Origin of the sequence: Acinetobacter sp. Swhac1 (assembly GCF_013390985.1) — a bacterium.
Classification (GTDB): Bacteria; Pseudomonadota; Gammaproteobacteria; order Pseudomonadales; family Moraxellaceae; genus Acinetobacter; species Acinetobacter towneri.
The window spans coordinates 41,806-58,601 of the sequence record NZ_JACASN010000010.1 but is presented as its reverse complement, the minus strand read 5'-3'; the positions used below and the strand labels follow the sequence as shown (position 1 = coordinate 58,601).

Below are 16,796 nucleotides of genomic sequence, written 5' to 3'. Positions count from 1 at the left end.
CGGGCGACATCCTTGTCGCCTTGTCACGAGTCGAAATGTGGCTAGGTTTTAAAAGTACAGTTGAAATATTAGGGTCTGTTGACACTTCATCTATGTTTGCGACGTGAGAGATATATCTCGCAAGGTTTTTTAGTTGCTATAAGGCATGGGGCAGGAAATTTAGTTATTCTAAATGACTGACTCATAACGCAATAGCAGCAAAAAATATGCTCGTCCCCTTGCGCAGCAAACAAAGCAGCGCTTTGTTCTTGCTCATGTGGCTAAAACTTTCTGAGATTACGTTATGAAACTTGGCAATAGTCCCGCTATTCCTTGCGTTTCATGCCTAATCTGCTCAGTTTTAGCCTACAGCGCAAGCCATTTATGAAATGTTAACAGCCCCTAGACTTTCTGAATAAACAGGTCACGGTCAAAACGGTATTGCGGGAAAAAGACACCATCTTCGGCACGTTCACCTGCAGCAATCACCATCACTGGAAATTGTTGTTCATTCAGTTTTAAGAGTTTGCGTACCATCGGCTCATCAAAACCTTCCATCATGCAGCTATCAAAACCGTGTGCGCGAAGGGCCAAGACCATATTTTCACAAGCGAGTGCAGTGGTTTTACTCGCCCAAAGTTTGGCATCGGCAGGGTTAAATGCAGTTACAGGTAATTGTTTATCTAAACTACGTGCAATTTTGAAAGCGACTTTCTTAAAGTTACCTACTGCGTTTAAGTAGCCAGTCATGTAGTTATAAGGAATAAACTTGTAATATTTTTTGACTGCTGCAGGTGCTTCAGGAAAAGGGAACTCGCTGATATTCTTTTTTGCCATTTCATCAACACGGTCTGTACGTGCAATACACACGATTAGCTCTGCTGCAGTACGAGCAGCGAGTTGTCCTAAGCAGGCTTTAACCAGTTGTTTTTTCTTGGCAGGATTTTGCACCACGACAAAAGTCCACGGTTGTAAATTAGATGAGTTTGGTGCCAATAAAGCCATATCTAAACAATCATCCAACACTTCAACAGGAATGGCTTTGTCGGTAAATTTACGCACCGAACGACGGCTTTGAATGACTTTTTTAAAGTTTTCTATATCAATATCTTGTGGTGCAGGCTCAAAATAACGTTCTTTTTTTTCAGCTTTAACATCAGCTGGATTTGGATTAGACATTACAATTTTCCTCAATTTTTTAATGATTGATAGCACATTGCAGAATATGGGGGCGAATAAAGAAAAAACCACATTCAGCCAAAATGAATGTGGTTTTAAAACGTCTAGTTTACTTGAAATGGGTGTAAGTACATTTCAGCTAAACAGCGCTTAATTAAATTGGCTGAAATCAGGTTTACGTTTTTGCATAAAGGCCTGCACTGCTTCCATCATTTCTGCTGAGCCGACACGTTGCATAAAAATCTCAGCTTCATGGTCAATCCAAGCCACAATTTCATCGACATTATGTTTCATGAGGGCTTTAGATTGTTTGAGTGAAGCTAATGGTAAAGCTGCCAATTGTGCTGCTTTTTGTTGCGCCGTTGCATAGACATCGGTTTCAATGCTATTAACTAAATTTGCCGATAATGCCGTTTCGCTATTGAATTTTTGTGCAGTTAGCAACAGTTCAGCCGCTTTGTGATAGCCTGCTTGTTCTACTAGAAGTTTGCTTGATGCACCTTCAGGCGATAAGCCCAAGCTCACAAATGGAATTTGGAATAGGGCAGTATTGTCGCTATATACCAAATCTGCATGTAATAGAATTGTGACACCAATGCCAATTGCCACCCCACGTACAGCTGCAATCAGCGGTTTAGAAAACTTAGCTGCAGATTTTAATAAGATGAATGGAGGGCCTTCGGCAGCAGGTAGTTGTCCTTTAAGTGCAGCAGACTTCATAAAGTCTTGCATGTCATTGCCAGCACTAAAATCTGCATCTGTGCCACGTAAAATTACACAACGTACTGCGTTGGACTGATCTGCTTCATCTAAGGCTTGTGCAATCCACAAATATAATTCACCATACAGCGCGTTTTTTGCTTCTGGTCGGTTGATGGCTAAAGTCAGTACGCCATTGTCTAAATTCGCATTCAAATGTGGGTGAGGTTGTTGAATACAGCTCAGTGTCATCGTACTATCCTTGCTTTGATTGGTTAGAATTTATGGCTCATTATGTCGCAAATTCGCAGCGCTGGCACAACTCATGAGTTCATAAAAAGTTAGTGAATGATGAGATTTGCGTTCCTAATTCAATGTGAAATTTATTTAGAATTTGGGGTTGTTCATTTAAAAAATGAATAAGCAAGGCGGAATCTTAACGTCTATTAATTCTATTTTAGGATTAACCTTCGGTTCGACCTACTTTTGTTTTGGCAAAAGTAGGCAAAACCATTTGTCATCCACGAAACCTGCCCAATTATTGTTTTTGATTTATTATCTTGCAAAAACAATAATGAGTTGATACCACGCAGGTTGTGGATGACATTTCCGCGTATCAGATAGCATCATGTTGTTATCAAAATTAGGATTGGCGTATTTATTATGCAATATACGTTTGATTATTTGGTTTTCATTGGCCGCTTTCAGCCATTTCATTTGGCGCATTTGCAAACCATTCAAATTGCGTTAGCACGTAGTCATTATGTGATTTTGGCATTAGGTTCTGCACAAAATGAGCGCAATTTAAAAAATCCGTTTTTAGCCAAAGAACGTGAGCAGATGATTTTGTCTAACTTTTCACCTGAGATGCAAGAACGGATTAAGTTTGTGCATGTCGTAGATGTCTACAATGATGAAAAATGGCAAAAACTAGTCAAATCTTTAGTCGGTGAATTGATTCAACCGCAAGATCGTGTTGGTTTAATTGGGCATTTTAAAGATGACTCGTCTTATTATTTAAAGTTTTTCCCTGAATGGGAGATGGTAGAATTAGACAGCTTGCAAGATGCCATGTCTGCTACGCCTGCACGTGAGGCTTATTATCGTGGGGAAATACAGCCTAATTTTTTCCCGCAAGGCACAATTGATTTCTTAACCGCATTTCAAAACACGGAAATTTATCGTCAATTACAAGACAAATACCAGCAGCAGGACAGCAGTAATTTGACGGAGTAATCCAGTTTTTAAATGAAAAAGGATGATTGAAAAAGCTTTCAATCATCCAGAACATTGTGTTTTTTTAGAGGCTGAAAATTAAGCCTGTAAAGCGGTTAAATCCGCAAGCACTTGCTCGGCATGTCCTGCAGCTTTGACTTTACGATATTCTTTCAGTAATTGACCTTGATGGAAAATAAAAGTAGAGCGTTCAATGCCCATAACTTTTTTGCCATACATATTTTTTTCTTTAATCACATCAAACAACTGACACAATACTTCTTCTTTATCGCTAATCAAGTTGATGCCTAAAGATTGTTTTTCGGTAAAGTTTTGATGGGCTTTGACTGAGTCGCGCGAAATGCCAATGATGGTGGTATTAAGCGCATCAAATTGTGGCTTTAGCGCAGTAAAATCGACAGCTTGTGTGGTGCAGCCTGGGGTAGAATCTTTCGGGTAAAAATACACCACTAACCAATCTGTACCAAGTTCGGTTAAATTGACTTCGCCTGTGGTTGCAGGAAAAGCTTGATTTGGTAATTGAATTGTCGTGCTCATATTTTTCTCCAAAATCATGCACATAAAAAACTAGCCACATAAAGTGGCTAGTTGAAATTGTTAAGAAAAATTATTTTTTCTCAGCCGCTTTCATTGCTTCTTCAGTTAAGGTTTTTAATTTACCTGTAAGCTGAGGACCAAAACAAGTTTGCAAATCTTTATTTTGCTTTTGTACAAAAGCTAAAGTCGCAGGGCTCTTTTTCTGGTTAATTGCGCTTTGAATTTCCCATTTTTGAGCGTTGGTTAATTTACCATCTGCTTCTACTGCACAAGTACAATATTTGCTTACTTCAGCTGTAGTCAGTTTTTTGCCTTTTGCAGTTTCTTCTTTACAAACATTAATTAAAGCTGCTTTTACATTGGTGCTTTTATATGCTTGTTGCAACTTGTCATTATTTGCGTGTGTCGTTGTTGCGAATAATGCAGCAACAGACATAATCGCAGAAACTATAATGTTTGATTTTAAATTTTTCATACACTTTACCTTGTTATGACGGTATATAACGCGTTGGGTCTGCAACACCAGCATCGGCAAAACCTTGTTTGCGTAAGCGACAGCTGTCACATTTACCACAAGCACGTCCTTGGTCATCTGCTTGGTAGCAAGAAACCGTTTGACTATAGTCTACGCCATGTTCAATACCTAAGCGAATAATATTTGCTTTGGATAAATGTAACAAAGGTGTCTCAAATTTTAACGGTTTGCCTTCTACGCCAACTTTGGTTGCCAAGCGTGCCATATTGGCAAATGCATCAATAAATTCAGGACGACAGTCAGGATAACCCGAATAATCTACCGCATTAATGCCAATCACAATGGCTTCTGCATCAAAAACTTCGGCTGCTGCCAAAGCATAAGATAGGAAGATGGTATTACGTGCAGGCACATAAGTCACAGGAATACCTTCTTGCTCATGATCAGGTACTTCAATGCTGTGATCGGTCAGGGCAGAACCGCCCAAGTTGCCTAAATCAATATTAATCACACGATGCTCAATGCCTGCATTTTTAGTCAAGGCACGTGCAGCATCTAGCTCTGTGGTCGAGCGTTGACCATACATAAAACTTAGTGCAATACATTCATAACGCGCTTGTGCCCATGCCAAACACGTAGTTGAGTCTAATCCACCAGATAACAATACAATGGCACGAGGGCGCATAATTGAACTCCAAATTTTAAAATATTGCGATAGAACTTGAGCAAAACTGTGATGATTGACCTCAGTACGAATGTGTATTCGTATAGAAATTAACGACCTGTTTCATCATTCCAAAGCAATTTATGTAATTGCAATTGGAAACGAACAGGGAGATGGTCGGCTAAAATCCACTGTGCCAAATCACGTGCAAGTTGTGGCAAGGCGACAGCACCTTTTTCGACAGCAAATGCAGGGGAGAACCATACGGTATTGACTTTTTTATGCAATTGATAATGCTCAACTTGCTGCTTCGCCCAAAGATAATCATCATGATCACAAATCACAAATTTGATTTGATCATGTGGGTTTAAAAAATCTAAATTTGATAATAAATTGCGCGACATTTCACCCGATACAGGGGTTTTTAAATCTAGCACTTTAGATACACGGTTATCCACTTTAGAGATATCTAAAGCGCCACTGGTTTCCAAAGACACTTCACAACCTAAATCTGCCAAACGTTGCATCAGTGGCAGCGCATTCGGTTGGGCCAGAGGTTCACCGCCTGTTACACATACATACGGTGTTTTGAAATCTAGTGTGGTTTGGATTATGTCATCTAAAGATCGACGTTCGCCACCTTCAAAAGAATAGGTGGTATCGCAGTAATGACAACGCAATGGACAACCCGTTAAACGAATAAATACGGTTGGCAAGCCTGATGTATTGGCTTCGCCCTGCAATGAATAGAAAATCTCCGTAATGCGTAAACCCGCAGACGGATCAGAAACAGGAATAGCGGAAGATCGGAGGGTACTCATAAAATTCATCACAGTATATAAAAAACAAAAATCCCTACGGTCATTGCTGGCCGTAGAGATGGGGAAAACTAAAAAAGTTTAGTCTTCGCGTAATAAGTCGTTCAAGCTAGTTTTTGCACGGGTTTTCGCATCTACTTTCTTCACAATGATAGCAGCATACAAGCTATAAGTGCCACATTTAGAAGGCAGATTGCCAGAAACGACCACCGAACCTGCAGGTACACGACCATAATGGATTTCGCCAGTTTCACGGTCATAAATTTTGGTCGATTGACCAATATAAACGCCCATAGAAATGACAGAACCTTCTTCTACAATCACGCCTTCAACAATTTCAGAACGTGCGCCAATGAAGCAGTTGTCTTCAATAATTGTTGGGTTTGCTTGAAGTGGCTCAAGTACACCACCAATGCCTACACCACCCGATAAATGCACGTTTTTACCAATTTGTGCACATGAACCTACAGTTGCCCATGTATCGACCATGGTGCCTTCATCTACATAAGCGCCAATATTGACATAAGATGGCATTAACACCACATTTTTGGCTTGGAATGAACCTTTACGTGCAACAGCTGGCGGTACTACACGTACACCTGCTTGTTTAAATTGCTCGTCAGTCCAACCTGTAAATTTAGTGTCTACTTTGTCGTAGAAACGCAAATCGCAAGATTCAATTGGCTTGTTATCATTGAGTTTAAAAGATAACAAAACTGCCTTTTTTAACCATTGGTGAACGATCCACTCACCATTAATTTTTTCAGCAACGCGCAATGTGCCGTTATCTAAACCTGCAATTGCTTGTTCAACTGCTTGGCGAATTTCAGCAGGGCAATCTGCTGCTGTAAAATTAGCACGGTCTTCAAATGCTTGTTCAATAATTGTTGAAAGCTGCGACATCGATGTAATTACCTGAAAAAAAACTTTCCAAGATTTTACACTATATTGAGACAGGAATAGATAAAATTTAGAACAACTTGGAGTTTATCCTTGGCTAGATAAAACAAGTCAAGTTGAGCGCTAAATTGTTGAAGTTTTGAAAATAAAAGCTTTTGCAATAAACAATAAAAATAAATTTGTATCAAAAAACAACATAAACCTACCACATCTTGCATAAATACTGAACGCAATATGCTCTATAGTTTTCACATGAAAAACGAACGAATGAAAATTCAAAAAGCTTTAGTTTGAGGAGAAACACAATGAAATCTTTACACACAATTTTAGCCGCATCGGTATTGGCAGCAGTTGCAGGTTCTGCAATGGCAGATACAGCTGTTGTGCAAGATGGTTATGCATTTGACCGTAACCAACTCATTCCAACAGGTGTTCGTGCTGAAGTCGGTACAACTGGTTATGGTGGTGCCTTACTTTGGACTGCAAACCCGTATGTGGGCTTAGCATTGGGTTATAACGGTGGCGACATTTCTTGGTCGGATGACGTAGAAGTTGATGATGTCAATTATGACGTTGATATGGATAATAACTTGACTTACTTAAATGCTGAATTACGTCCTTGGGGCGCAAGTCCAAATAAATGGGCACAAGGTGTTTATGTAGCTGCAGGTGTTGGTTACATCGATCAACAATACGCTCTACAAGCTCGAAACGATGGTGGGAATATTAAAGTTAAGGGTGAAGATACAGGCTTAAGCAAACTTGGTTATGATCTTGACTATAGTAATGATATTGCACCATATTTAGGTCTAGGTTTTGCACCAAAAATTAATAAAAACTGGGGCGTATTTGGTGAAGTTGGTGCTTACTATACAGGCAACCCAACTGTGACTAATGTAAATTATTATGGAGGTACGCCATCTGATGCTACATTGGTTGAAGACCACCTTAATGAAGTTCGTAACGATGATAAATATGAGTGGATGCCAGTTGCCAAACTAGGTGTAAGTTACCATTGGTAATATCCGTTAGTTTTAGCTAAACTAAAAAAAACGAGCTTCGGCTCGTTTTTTTGTGGTTTAAAAGCGGTGTGCCAATTTTAAATGATAAACCCAAGCCTCACGTTGCTCGAGTGAAGAAAAACTTGATATTTGCGTGATTAAGGACTGCGGCTGTACTGTGTCTGGCTTAGTAAAGTGCAAATAAAGCAGACCTGCAATCATAAACGTTTTGGGGTTGAAGTGATAAACCGCGCCCGTACCAACACCAATATAGCCGTCTACGGGATTTAAGCTTGAGGCAGGATTACCTGCACCAGAATCCCACAATCCTTCCACCGCAGTGATCCACTTGGGTGACCATTGATGGGCAAAACCCAAACGGGTCGACCATTGATTTTTTTGGTAATCAATCAGGTTGAACTGATTACCAAATCCTTCAGATTGCAGAATTGCAGCAAATTGAGTGGGTTGAATTTTAAAATCTTGCCAATTGACCCATCGCAATGATCCATACAGAAAATTTTGCGCAGGTAAACCTGTGTGAAAATCTAAATTCACCGATTCAGGTGTTTCAATTTCTGTTGCTTGATGTGGTGCAATCTCTAAAGGAAATCCCCAAATACTTTCGCTTGCATTGGTACTGTGCTTGATTTTAGAGCGATAAGTAATTGCTGTATTAAATGCATATTCAGGAATTTGGTAGCTTACACCTGCTAACCAACCCCACGCATGGTCTTTGGGAAAATGCGCATGATAATCAAAAAAGGTATAGTCAGCTTGTGTACCAATTTTCAGATCACCTGAAAATGACTGGTAACTCAGACCTGTAAAGAGGTTCCAATGTTGTGTGGGTTGATAGCCAATGAGCGCTGTAATATTTCTTGAGTCAAACTTAATATCTGCGTTTTCTATAGGTAAGGGTTCGCCTGAAAGAATAGGACTATAGTGATAATCCACATCAACAAAATAAGGTTGGTCAAATAATAACGCCACAGAAATTTGTGGATGTGGTTGTAATTTTAATGCAGCTTGAATGAAGTGTTGATTATTGACTAAATTGCCTGTTGAAAAATCTTGAACGCCTAATTCGGCAATATTTTGTTGATGCTGTACCTGACCTGAAATATTGGTATCCACGTGTAGCAAAGCGACTTCCGCATAATTTCCTTTTTCAAATAATGCATGTACCGATTGACCGCTACGTTCTAAAGCGGCAGCAGAGGCATAACCTAGCGGCAGGACACACAGCAATCCAACAAAAATGTGAAATTTCATGTTACGTCCTTGGTCTAAATTATACAATTGTGTTTAAAATCAAATTACGTTTTTTATTGTTGATTATATTTTATTCATGTTTCTGATAAATTAAAATCATTATTTTGATTATTTCTAGGCATTTAGATCAGCAAGAATTTTGCCAGAGAACTAAAAGAGAGCCTAGGCTCTCTTATGCATTATTGTTTTATTCTTCAGGATAGGCGATACGTTTTAAAGCTTTAATATCGGCATTCGGTGCACATAAAGAAATAAACTCATAGCCGTAACCACGTAGTAAGTGTCCTTTGCGAACCGCAATCCACGTGGTGTTTACCCCAAAAATATCGGTCTGGATTTGTTTTAGGCGGTAATCACGTTCTGCATCGTATGCCACATTGTTCACCACACCTACGCCCATGCCCAATTCAACATAGGTTTTAATGACATCTGCATCAAGTGCAGACATGACGATATTGACATCAATTCCTGCATCGGTAAATGCTTTGTCAATTTTAGAACGTCCCGTAAAGCCGCCGTGATAAGTGATGATTGGATATTCTGCCAAATCGGTCAGGCTGATCTCAGTTTTACTGGCTAAAGGATGATCTTGTGGGGTAATAATGCTGTGACACCAGTCATAATAAGGCACACTTGCTAAGTTCTCTTCAGTGGTTAGAGATTCAGTTGCAATACCAATATCGGCTTCACCTTGCAGCAGCATTTCGGCAATTTCTACAGGGCTGGCTTGTTGCAAAATCAAATGTACTTTAGGGAATTCTTTTTTAAACAAATTCACAATAGGCGGCAGCACATAACGCGCTTGGGTATGTGTAGTCGCAATGGTGAGCGTGCCTTCATCTACTTTATTAAAGTCATCAGCAAGGCGTTTAATGTTATCTGCATCAACCAACATGCGTTCGACAATACTTAGCAACGCTTGTCCTGGCTCGGTTAAACCTAATAGACGTTTGCCTTTGCGCACAAAAAGCTGCACACCAAGTTCATCTTCAAGGTCTTTAATGTGCTTACTCACGCCCGATTGAGAAGTGTATAGTGCCGCAGACGCTTCGGTTAAATTAAAGTTTTGCCGAACGGTTTCTCTAATAATTCTAAGTTGTTGGAAGTTCATAGTGGTGCAACCCTAAAAAGGATGGAGCGGGTTAGGCTCCATCTTGATGTCCTTATGCGACTTGATTTTCAAATAAATGTAAAGTGGTTACACTTAACCAAAACGTTTGATTTGGGCGGAATTGGTGCAGTTTCGCTTCATCTGCAGTGAGTGCAATTTCAATTAAATTCCCTTGGCGATCTTGCAATTCTGCAACTACTTTACCAGCAATCCAAACCTCACGTAAGAAGGTCGCTTGAATGGTATTTTCCTGTGGTTGGGCATGAATATGCAACTCATCTGGACGCGCAAATGCAATCACTTTGCCTTGTGGTGCATTCGGTTGATTGAGAAGTTGTACGCGATCTTCACCAATTTGCACAACCCCTTGATGATGTTGTCCTTCAAAACGGTTGGCTTGACCTAAGAAGTCAAATACAAACGGAGTTGCAGGCTGTTCATACACTTCACGCGGTGAACCAATTTGTTCGACATTACCTTTGTTCATGACAATAATTTGATCGGCAACTTCGAGTGCTTCTTCCTGATCGTGGGTCACGAAAATTGAAGTGATGTGTAATTCATCATGCAAAGTTCTTAACCAACGACGTAATTCTTTACGCACTTTGGCATCAAGCGCACCAAAAGGTTCATCCAATAACAATACGCGTGGTTCTACCGCTAAGGCACGTGCCAAAGCAATACGTTGACGTTGTCCACCCGATAATTGTGCAGGATAACGGTCTGCTAAAAAGCTTAACTGTACCAAGTCGAGCAAACGCATAACACGTTTTTTAATCTCAGCTTCTGAAGGTCGGGTTGCACGTGGACGTACCCGTAAACCAAACGCGATATTGTCAAATACGGTCATGTGGCGGAATAGGGCATAGTGCTGGAAAACGAAACCGACTTGACGTTCGCGTACATGCACTTTGGTTGCGTCCTGACCTTCTAAAATCACTTGCCCACGATCTGCCGATTCTAGCCCCGCAATAATACGCAACAAGGTGGTTTTACCACAGCCTGAAGGCCCAAGCAGTGCTACCAATTGACCATCTGGAAAATCGAGGGAGATGTCTTTAAGTGCATGGAATGCACCAAAATTTTTTTCAATATTTTTAACTTGAATACTCATGCGGTCATTCCTTAAGAAACAGTTGAATCTTCATTGCGTTGGTTTTGCTTTTCTTGGCGAATTTCAACCCAAGTTTTTAAAATCAGGGTCACAATCGCGAGAAGTGCCAAGAGAGAGGACACCGCAAACGCAGCACTAAAGGTATATTCGTTATAGAGAATTTCGACGTGCAGCGGTAGGGTGTTGGTTTCTCCGCGAATATGCCCCGATACCACAGATACCGCGCCAAACTCACCCATTGCGCGGGCATTACACAGAATCACGCCGTAAATTAAACCCCATTTTATATTTGGCAAAGTGACTTTCCAGAAGGTCTGCCAACCCGATGCACCTAATACAATCGCAGCTTCTTCTTCCTCTGTGCCTTGCGCTTCCATTAAAGGAATCAATTCACGCGCCACAAAAGGTACAGTAATGAAGATGGTGGCAATCACAATTGCAGGCACGGCATATAAAACTTTGATGTCGTGTTCCATCAACCAGCCGCCCATCCAGCCTTGTGTGCCAAAAATCAGGACTAACATTAAACCTGCAATCACAGGAGAAACTGAAAAAGGCATATCAATTAAGGTGGTGAGAATTGACTTGCCACGGAAATTGAATTTCGCCACTGACCACGCTGCGGCAATACCAAATATCACGTTTAAAGGCACGGCAATGGCTGCAGTGAGTAAGGTTAATTTCACTGCTGATAAAGTGTCAGGATGCACCAATGCTTGGGCATAGACACCAATGCCTTGTTTAAACGCTTCGACAAAAACCAAAATCAGCGGCAAAATCAGACAGCTTAAGAAGAAAATGAAGGCAATTGCAATCAGGGTATAGCGTACCCAAGTCGGTTCACGTGTTGCATCGCGAGATTGTAGTTTTTCAGCCAAAGCATTGCTGTTGGTATTTAAACTCATCGTGCAGTTCTCCCTGTGCGACGACTTGCCCATGCTTGTAATAAGTTAATTAAGAACAGCATGACAAAAGAGATCAGCAACATCACCACAGCAATTGTGGTTGCACCTGCGTAGTCATATTCTTCTAAACGAGAAATAATCATTAAGGGTGCAATTTCAGTTTTAAATGGTTGGTTACCTGCAATGAAAATCACCGAGCCATATTCACCCACGCCACGCGCAAATGCGAGGGCAAAACCTGTAATCAGTGCAGGCAATAAAATAGGGAAAATCACTTTGGTGACAATTTGAAAGCGGTTAGCCCCTAGCGCAGATGCTGCTTCTTCCAACTCGGTTTCTAAGTCACTGAGTACGGGTTGCACGGTACGCACAACAAATGGAATACCAATAAAAATCAGGGCAAGGGTAATCCCGATAGGGGTATACGCGACTTTAATGCCTAATGGTTCTAAATATTGTCCAATCCAGCCAGTCGGTGCGTATAAAGAAGTCAGGGCAATACCCGCAACTGCAGTAGGCAATGCAAAAGGTAAATCGACCAAAGAATCTATAATACGTTTGCCCGGAAAGCTGTATCGTACCAAACACCATGCCAATAATAAGCCGAAGACGACATTAATAAAGGCTGCAATGAGCGCAGCGCTAAAACTGAGTTGCAAAGATTTTTGGATACGTTCTGAACTTAAAATTTCCCATAAACCATCCCAACCGATACCCAGCGATTTAATAAATACAGCCGATAAGGGAATAAGAACAATTAAGGATAAATACGCTAGGGTAAAGCCTAGAGAAAGACCAAATCCTGGCAGCACTTTGGATCGCTGCGACATGATGACTCCTCAAAAGAGAGAATGAGTGTTTGAAAACAAACAGATAAAAGTAAAAGATAAATTCGGCACAAGCATAATTTGCGAAGATTAAATTGCAAATTTGAATAAATACTTGTTGTTATCAGAAATACTGATATGTGATTGCATATTTTCTGCAATCAAATAATCATAAATTTCAGGAAATGCCCCAAAGCCTGATGCAACATTAATATGACCCACTTGTCCTAAATTAATCGGTGTTAATTGCCATGCTTGGGCAAGTGCCTGTGCATCTGCAAAACTTAGCCACGGGTCATTTTCACTGATCAATAAGCGTGTCGGTACAGCCAATTTAAGTTGCTGAAAATAAGCCGAATAATTGCTTTGGCTGTGTTGTGCAAAACCAGATTCACCAAAACGGGCAGGGTTAGCAGGTGCAACCAAAACCACATTTTTAATTTTCGCCTGCAATTTAGGTTGCTGTGCTAAGGCTGCCACTGTGGTCAGACAACCAAAGCTGTGCGCCACAATTTGAATATCGTTCTGAATCGGGGCAACTGTTTTGACAAATTCAGCAACCCAGTTCTGTAAAATTGGGCTATTCCAGTCTGACTGTTGTACACGCGAGCAAGACATGGGTTGTCGTTGTAACCAAGATTGCCAGTGCGCATATTCACTGCCACCTACACCTGGAACAATTACGGTATGAATCATGTCGATGCTCCTTCGCATATTTCAGCCTGAAATAATGATCTGAATAACGCTTGAATATGAATTGAACCCATCATTTTCAGCTTTGGCTGTGATCACTTGGATTCAAAACTCAGTAAGATAATGCTGTAAAATTCATGTTTTAAATAATCTGCAACAAGGATAACTAGAGTTTCTATGCAAAAAAAATAATTAAAAATGAATTTTATATGAATAAAAGAGATATATGTGAATCAGGTAAAAATGCGTTTGTGAAAACACCCGTATTTTTCAATTTGGGTGTTTTCAGCTAGAGCTTTGGTATGATTTACCTTTCGGAGTATTATTTGGTTTGGTTGGCTTTGATAATCTGATCGAAAATGCCATCATTTTCAAAGTGTTGCTTCTGAACTTTGCTCCATCCACCAAACTCTTGATCAATAGTCACCAACTTCAATGGTTTAAATTGCGACTTATATTGTGCCAACACCGTAGCATTACGTGGTCGGTAATAATTCTTCGCAGCAATGTTTTGACCCGCAGGCGAATAGAGATAGTTTAAATAGGCTTTGGCTAAGTGTTGATTGCCATCTTTTTGCACATTTTTCTCTACAATCGCCACAGGCGGTTCAGCCAAAATAGATAGAGAAGGCGTGATGATCTCAAATTTACCCGGTTGTTCACGCACGGCTAAATAGGCTTCATTTTCCCAAGCTAACAAAACATCACCAATGCCACGTTCTGCAAAAGTGGTGGTTGAGCCACGTGCGCCTGAATCCAATACTTTGGTTTGTTTATAAATTTGGCGAACAAACTCTTGCGCTTTAGCATCATTGCCCGCAGGTTGATGTTTTGCCCATGCCCACGCTGCCAAATAGTTCCAGCGTGCACCGCCAGATGTTTTTGGATTTGGAGTAATGATTTCCACACCAGGTTTGACCAAATCGCCCCAATCTCGAATACCTTTCGGGTTGCCTTTACGCACTAAAAATACAATTGTGGATGTATAAGGGGTCGAGTTGTGCGGAAATTTCTTTTGCCAGTCTTTAGGTAATAGACCGCGTTTGGCAATTTCATCAATATCGGCAGCCAGTGCCAAAGTCACGACATCGGCACCTAGACCATCAATCACCGCACGTGCCTGTTTGCCCGAACCGCCATGTGATTGTTTAAAGTTAATGTTTTGCCCGGTGGCTTTTTTCCAGTACGCACCAAAATCTTTGTTAAAGTTATCGTATAATTCACGGGTTGGATCGTAGGAAACATTCAGAAAGTCTTTTGCAGAAACGCTCAAGGTTGTTGCCGAAAGTACTGCCGCCAGTAGTCCAATTTTCAGTTTTGTAAAGTTCATGTTTGACCTCAGGTATTAAATCTGTTGTTGAATGAGGCAAGCATATCGGTAGTCTATTTGCTGAAAAAATAATTTAAAATGCGGTGAATATCAGTAAATGATAAATATAAATTTCTTCATTGTTTTCTATATTTAGAGATAAATAACGAGTACTTCTTCCATGCAGTGTTATAAAAATGCCAAGCCTACCGAGCAGATTCATGTGTTAGATCGCGCGTTTCATTATGGTGATGGATGCTTTAGCACTGCACGTTTTCGCCAAAATCAAATTGAATTATTTGACCGCCATTTGGCGCGTTTGCAATATGCCAATCGCCAACTTTCTTTAAATGCCAATCTTGAGTTAATCACTGAAACGCTGACACTTTTAAAGCAGGCGCATGGCGAGTTAAATGGTACTTTGAAGATTGTTTTAAGTCGTGGTGTGGGGCAGCGAGGTTACAGTTTGCCTGATCATCCTGCCGATGTTTGGGTGTTTTTCTATCCACAAGTACAAGCGGCTTTAGATACGGCATATCATTATGACATCATTCAAAGTGGCATCTTGGCACAAGCGATTGGACTAAGCATGCCGAATTTAGTTGGGCTGAAAAGTCTAAACCGACTTGAACAGGTATTGCTCAAACAAGAAGCCGATCAAAAAGGCTGGACAGAAGCTTTGGTTACTGATGTACAGGGCAGTGTGGTTGAAGGTGTGAGTAGTAATTGTTTCATTCGTATAAACAATACATGGATTACCCCGCAACTTGGTTATAATGGCGTGCACGGTGTCATGCGGGCAGAAATTTTATCGCGCATGCAACAACAGAATTTGCATTGTGAACAGCGTGATGTTCATGTTTCGGAAATTGCGCAGATTCAAAGTCTGTTTTTCTGTAATGCCTTAACGCCCATGAAAATTGTCAGCCATTTAGGGCAGCAGGTTTTAGATGTGCAGCCGTGTGTGGAACTATTTAAGCAACTTCAACTGAATCAGATTCATTCTTATGTCTAAGCGCCCATCAAAATCTAAAAAGAAAGCCAAAACTATGTGGTCTAAGCGTGCTATTCAGGGTGCGCTTATTTTTGTACTCGGACTGTTTTTGGTCATTGGCATGATCTTATGGTCAAGCTTATTTAAAGATTATCCTATTGAAGGCAAAAAACAATTATTGGCAATTAATGATGGTGATACCTATTCACGCTTTATTGATCGTTTGGCAGAACAAGATCATGTGAATTTTCCAATAGTTTTAAAGCTCTATCAACGGGTGATGATTCACGACAGCATGAAAAAAGGCGTGTATGAAGTTCGTCAGGGTATGAGTGTACGTCAGGTTATGGAAATGATCGCCAATGCTGAAAATGCACAAATGAACCGTATTTTGGTGATCGAAGGCACGACTTTTAAACAATTGATTGATGCGTTAAAGAAAGATGAGTTAGTCACCAAAGAAGTGTCGCATTTGCCATATGATCAAATGCTAAAAGCTTTAAATATTCCTTTTACACATCCCGAAGGTTTATTTGCGCCGAATACTTATTTCTTTGCCAAAGGTGAAACTGACCGTAAAATTTTAACCGATTTATATCAGCGTCAAATGAAATCATTGGATGATGCTTGGAATAATCGTGCAGCAGATTTGCCCTATAAAAATAAATATGAAGCTTTAATCATGGCATCTATTATTGAAAAAGAAACCAATGTTGATGCTGAATTAGAGCAGGTTTCGGGTGTGTTTGTACGTCGTTTAAAACTGGGGATGCGTTTACAGACTGACCCAACCGTGATTTATGGTATGGGTGACCGTTATCAGGGCAATATCACCCGTCAGGATTTACGCACTCCAACGCCATACAACACCTATACCATGAGTGGCTTAACGCCAACACCAATTGCTTTGCCAAGTCAAAAAGCCATTGAAGCGGCTATGCATCCAGACCAATCTGACAATATTTATTTTGTCGCGACAGGTAACGGTGGGCATAAATTTAGCACCAATTTGCAAGATCATAACCGTGCCGTACAGGAATATTTAAACGTACTACGCACGAAAAAATCAGGGGAATAAGC

At 40.5% G+C, this 16,796-nt stretch carries 18 protein-coding genes; 4 read left to right on the top strand and 14 right to left on the bottom strand.

Translation table 11 applies throughout. From position 1 onward, the window contains the following. Positions 1-381: 381 nt before the first annotated feature. Positions 382-1,158, bottom strand: a complete 777-nt coding sequence (locus HX743_RS07040; RefSeq protein WP_178318846.1) for a nitroreductase family protein — start codon at positions 1,156-1,158, stop codon at positions 382-384. Positions 1,159-1,308: 150 nt separating this feature from the next. Beyond that, on the bottom strand, positions 1,309-2,109 hold the full coding sequence (locus HX743_RS07035) for an enoyl-CoA hydratase-related protein (RefSeq protein WP_131261168.1): 801 nt from the start codon (positions 2,107-2,109) through the stop codon (positions 1,309-1,311). Between the two features lie 411 nt (positions 2,110-2,520). Here HX743_RS07035 and HX743_RS07030 point away from each other — a divergent pair, with 411 nt between their 5' ends. Beyond that, on the top strand, positions 2,521-3,093 hold the full coding sequence (locus tag HX743_RS07030) for a nicotinate-nicotinamide nucleotide adenylyltransferase (protein WP_096901115.1): 573 nt from the start codon (positions 2,521-2,523) through the stop codon (positions 3,091-3,093). Between the two features lie 78 nt (positions 3,094-3,171). Here the strand turns inward: HX743_RS07030 and HX743_RS07025 are convergent, their stop codons facing one another. The 5 genes from HX743_RS07025 to dapD all read right to left on the bottom strand — a co-directional run bounded on the left by HX743_RS07025 (position 3,172) and on the right by dapD (position 6,490). Next, positions 3,172-3,630: a peroxiredoxin gene (locus HX743_RS07025; RefSeq protein ID WP_096901114.1), complete on the bottom strand. Its 459-nt coding sequence runs from the start codon at positions 3,628-3,630 to the stop codon at positions 3,172-3,174. Between the two features lie 70 nt (positions 3,631-3,700). Next, a complete protein-coding gene (locus tag HX743_RS07020; RefSeq protein ID WP_004971768.1) occupies positions 3,701-4,105 on the bottom strand; it encodes a hypothetical protein in 405 nt (134 codons plus the stop codon). Between the two features lie 13 nt (positions 4,106-4,118). Beyond that, entirely contained in the window at positions 4,119-4,790 is a 672-nt protein-coding gene (gene queC, locus HX743_RS07015; RefSeq protein WP_136144778.1) for a 7-cyano-7-deazaguanine synthase QueC, read from the bottom strand. An 89-nt stretch (positions 4,791-4,879) separates the two neighbouring features. Further along, complete coding sequence (gene queE / locus HX743_RS07010; RefSeq protein ID WP_178318845.1) at positions 4,880-5,590, bottom strand: 7-carboxy-7-deazaguanine synthase QueE; 711 nt, start codon at positions 5,588-5,590, stop codon at positions 4,880-4,882. Between the two features lie 78 nt (positions 5,591-5,668). Next, a complete protein-coding gene (gene dapD, locus HX743_RS07005) occupies positions 5,669-6,490 on the bottom strand; it encodes a 2,3,4,5-tetrahydropyridine-2,6-dicarboxylate N-succinyltransferase (RefSeq protein WP_178318844.1) in 822 nt (273 codons plus the stop codon). 302 nt (positions 6,491-6,792) lie between these two features. Here dapD and carO point away from each other — a divergent pair, with 302 nt between their 5' ends. Further along, on the top strand, positions 6,793-7,509 hold the full coding sequence (carO, locus tag HX743_RS07000) for an ornithine uptake porin CarO (RefSeq protein ID WP_178318843.1): 717 nt from the start codon (positions 6,793-6,795) through the stop codon (positions 7,507-7,509). A 57-nt stretch (positions 7,510-7,566) separates the two neighbouring features. Here the strand turns inward: carO and HX743_RS06995 are convergent, their stop codons facing one another. The 7 genes from HX743_RS06995 to HX743_RS06965 all read right to left on the bottom strand — a co-directional run bounded on the left by HX743_RS06995 (position 7,567) and on the right by HX743_RS06965 (position 14,743). Further along, positions 7,567-8,763 (bottom strand): outer membrane protein transport protein, encoded by a 1,197-nt coding sequence (locus tag HX743_RS06995; RefSeq protein ID WP_178318842.1) that lies wholly within the window; start codon positions 8,761-8,763, stop codon positions 7,567-7,569. Between the two features lie 187 nt (positions 8,764-8,950). After that, positions 8,951-9,874, bottom strand: a complete 924-nt coding sequence (locus HX743_RS06990; protein ID WP_178318841.1) for a CysB family HTH-type transcriptional regulator — start codon at positions 9,872-9,874, stop codon at positions 8,951-8,953. 52 nt (positions 9,875-9,926) lie between these two features. Next, on the bottom strand, positions 9,927-10,988 hold the full coding sequence (locus HX743_RS06985) for a sulfate/molybdate ABC transporter ATP-binding protein (RefSeq protein WP_178318840.1): 1,062 nt from the start codon (positions 10,986-10,988) through the stop codon (positions 9,927-9,929). 11 nt (positions 10,989-10,999) lie between these two features. Then, complete coding sequence (cysW, locus tag HX743_RS06980) at positions 11,000-11,893, bottom strand: sulfate ABC transporter permease subunit CysW (protein WP_104851751.1); 894 nt, start codon at positions 11,891-11,893, stop codon at positions 11,000-11,002. Then, positions 11,890-12,723: a sulfate ABC transporter permease subunit CysT gene (gene cysT / locus HX743_RS06975; protein ID WP_004971748.1), complete on the bottom strand. Its 834-nt coding sequence runs from the start codon at positions 12,721-12,723 to the stop codon at positions 11,890-11,892. Before cysT ends, cysW begins: the two co-directional genes overlap by 4 nt. Positions 12,724-12,810: 87 nt before the next feature. Beyond that, positions 12,811-13,416 (bottom strand): alpha/beta hydrolase, encoded by a 606-nt coding sequence (locus HX743_RS06970; RefSeq protein WP_178318839.1) that lies wholly within the window; start codon positions 13,414-13,416, stop codon positions 12,811-12,813. 319 nt (positions 13,417-13,735) lie between these two features. After that, positions 13,736-14,743: a sulfate ABC transporter substrate-binding protein gene (locus tag HX743_RS06965; RefSeq protein WP_178318838.1), complete on the bottom strand. Its 1,008-nt coding sequence runs from the start codon at positions 14,741-14,743 to the stop codon at positions 13,736-13,738. 160 nt (positions 14,744-14,903) lie between these two features. Between HX743_RS06965 and pabC the strand changes: the two genes are divergently transcribed. Further along, on the top strand, positions 14,904-15,737 hold the full coding sequence (pabC, locus tag HX743_RS06960) for an aminodeoxychorismate lyase (protein WP_019837698.1): 834 nt from the start codon (positions 14,904-14,906) through the stop codon (positions 15,735-15,737). Then, positions 15,730-16,794 (top strand): endolytic transglycosylase MltG, encoded by a 1,065-nt coding sequence (gene mltG / locus HX743_RS06955; protein WP_178318837.1) that lies wholly within the window; start codon positions 15,730-15,732, stop codon positions 16,792-16,794. The genes pabC and mltG overlap by 8 nt, the downstream gene beginning before the upstream one ends. Positions 16,795-16,796 lie beyond the last annotated feature (2 nt).

Bases quoted from the DNA above. Each gene is read 5' to 3' on its own strand.
- cysW (WP_104851751.1), bottom strand. From the start codon at position 11,893: ATGAGTTTAAATACCAACAGCAATGCTTTGGCTGAAAAACTACAATCT.
- queE (WP_178318845.1), bottom strand. From the start codon at position 5,590: ATGAGTACCCTCCGATCTTCCGCTATTCCTGTTTCTGATCCGTCTGCG.
- HX743_RS06965 (WP_178318838.1), bottom strand. From the start codon at position 14,743: ATGAACTTTACAAAACTGAAAATTGGACTACTGGCGGCAGTACTTTCG.
- HX743_RS07035 (WP_131261168.1), bottom strand. From the start codon at position 2,109: ATGACACTGAGCTGTATTCAACAACCTCACCCACATTTGAATGCGAAT.
- pabC (WP_019837698.1), top strand. From the start codon at position 14,904: ATGCAGTGTTATAAAAATGCCAAGCCTACCGAGCAGATTCATGTGTTA.
- cysT (WP_004971748.1), bottom strand. From the start codon at position 12,723: ATGTCGCAGCGATCCAAAGTGCTGCCAGGATTTGGTCTTTCTCTAGGC.
- HX743_RS07025 (WP_096901114.1), bottom strand. From the start codon at position 3,630: ATGAGCACGACAATTCAATTACCAAATCAAGCTTTTCCTGCAACCACA.
- HX743_RS06990 (WP_178318841.1), bottom strand. From the start codon at position 9,874: ATGAACTTCCAACAACTTAGAATTATTAGAGAAACCGTTCGGCAAAAC.
- HX743_RS07040 (WP_178318846.1), bottom strand. From the start codon at position 1,158: ATGTCTAATCCAAATCCAGCTGATGTTAAAGCTGAAAAAAAAGAACGT.
- HX743_RS06985 (WP_178318840.1), bottom strand. From the start codon at position 10,988: ATGAGTATTCAAGTTAAAAATATTGAAAAAAATTTTGGTGCATTCCAT.
- mltG (WP_178318837.1), top strand. From the start codon at position 15,730: ATGTCTAAGCGCCCATCAAAATCTAAAAAGAAAGCCAAAACTATGTGG.
- HX743_RS07030 (WP_096901115.1), top strand. From the start codon at position 2,521: ATGCAATATACGTTTGATTATTTGGTTTTCATTGGCCGCTTTCAGCCA.
- HX743_RS06970 (WP_178318839.1), bottom strand. From the start codon at position 13,416: ATGATTCATACCGTAATTGTTCCAGGTGTAGGTGGCAGTGAATATGCG.
- HX743_RS07020 (WP_004971768.1), bottom strand. From the start codon at position 4,105: ATGAAAAATTTAAAATCAAACATTATAGTTTCTGCGATTATGTCTGTT.
- HX743_RS06995 (WP_178318842.1), bottom strand. From the start codon at position 8,763: ATGAAATTTCACATTTTTGTTGGATTGCTGTGTGTCCTGCCGCTAGGT.
- carO (WP_178318843.1), top strand. From the start codon at position 6,793: ATGAAATCTTTACACACAATTTTAGCCGCATCGGTATTGGCAGCAGTT.
- queC (WP_136144778.1), bottom strand. From the start codon at position 4,790: ATGCGCCCTCGTGCCATTGTATTGTTATCTGGTGGATTAGACTCAACT.
- dapD (WP_178318844.1), bottom strand. From the start codon at position 6,490: ATGTCGCAGCTTTCAACAATTATTGAACAAGCATTTGAAGACCGTGCT.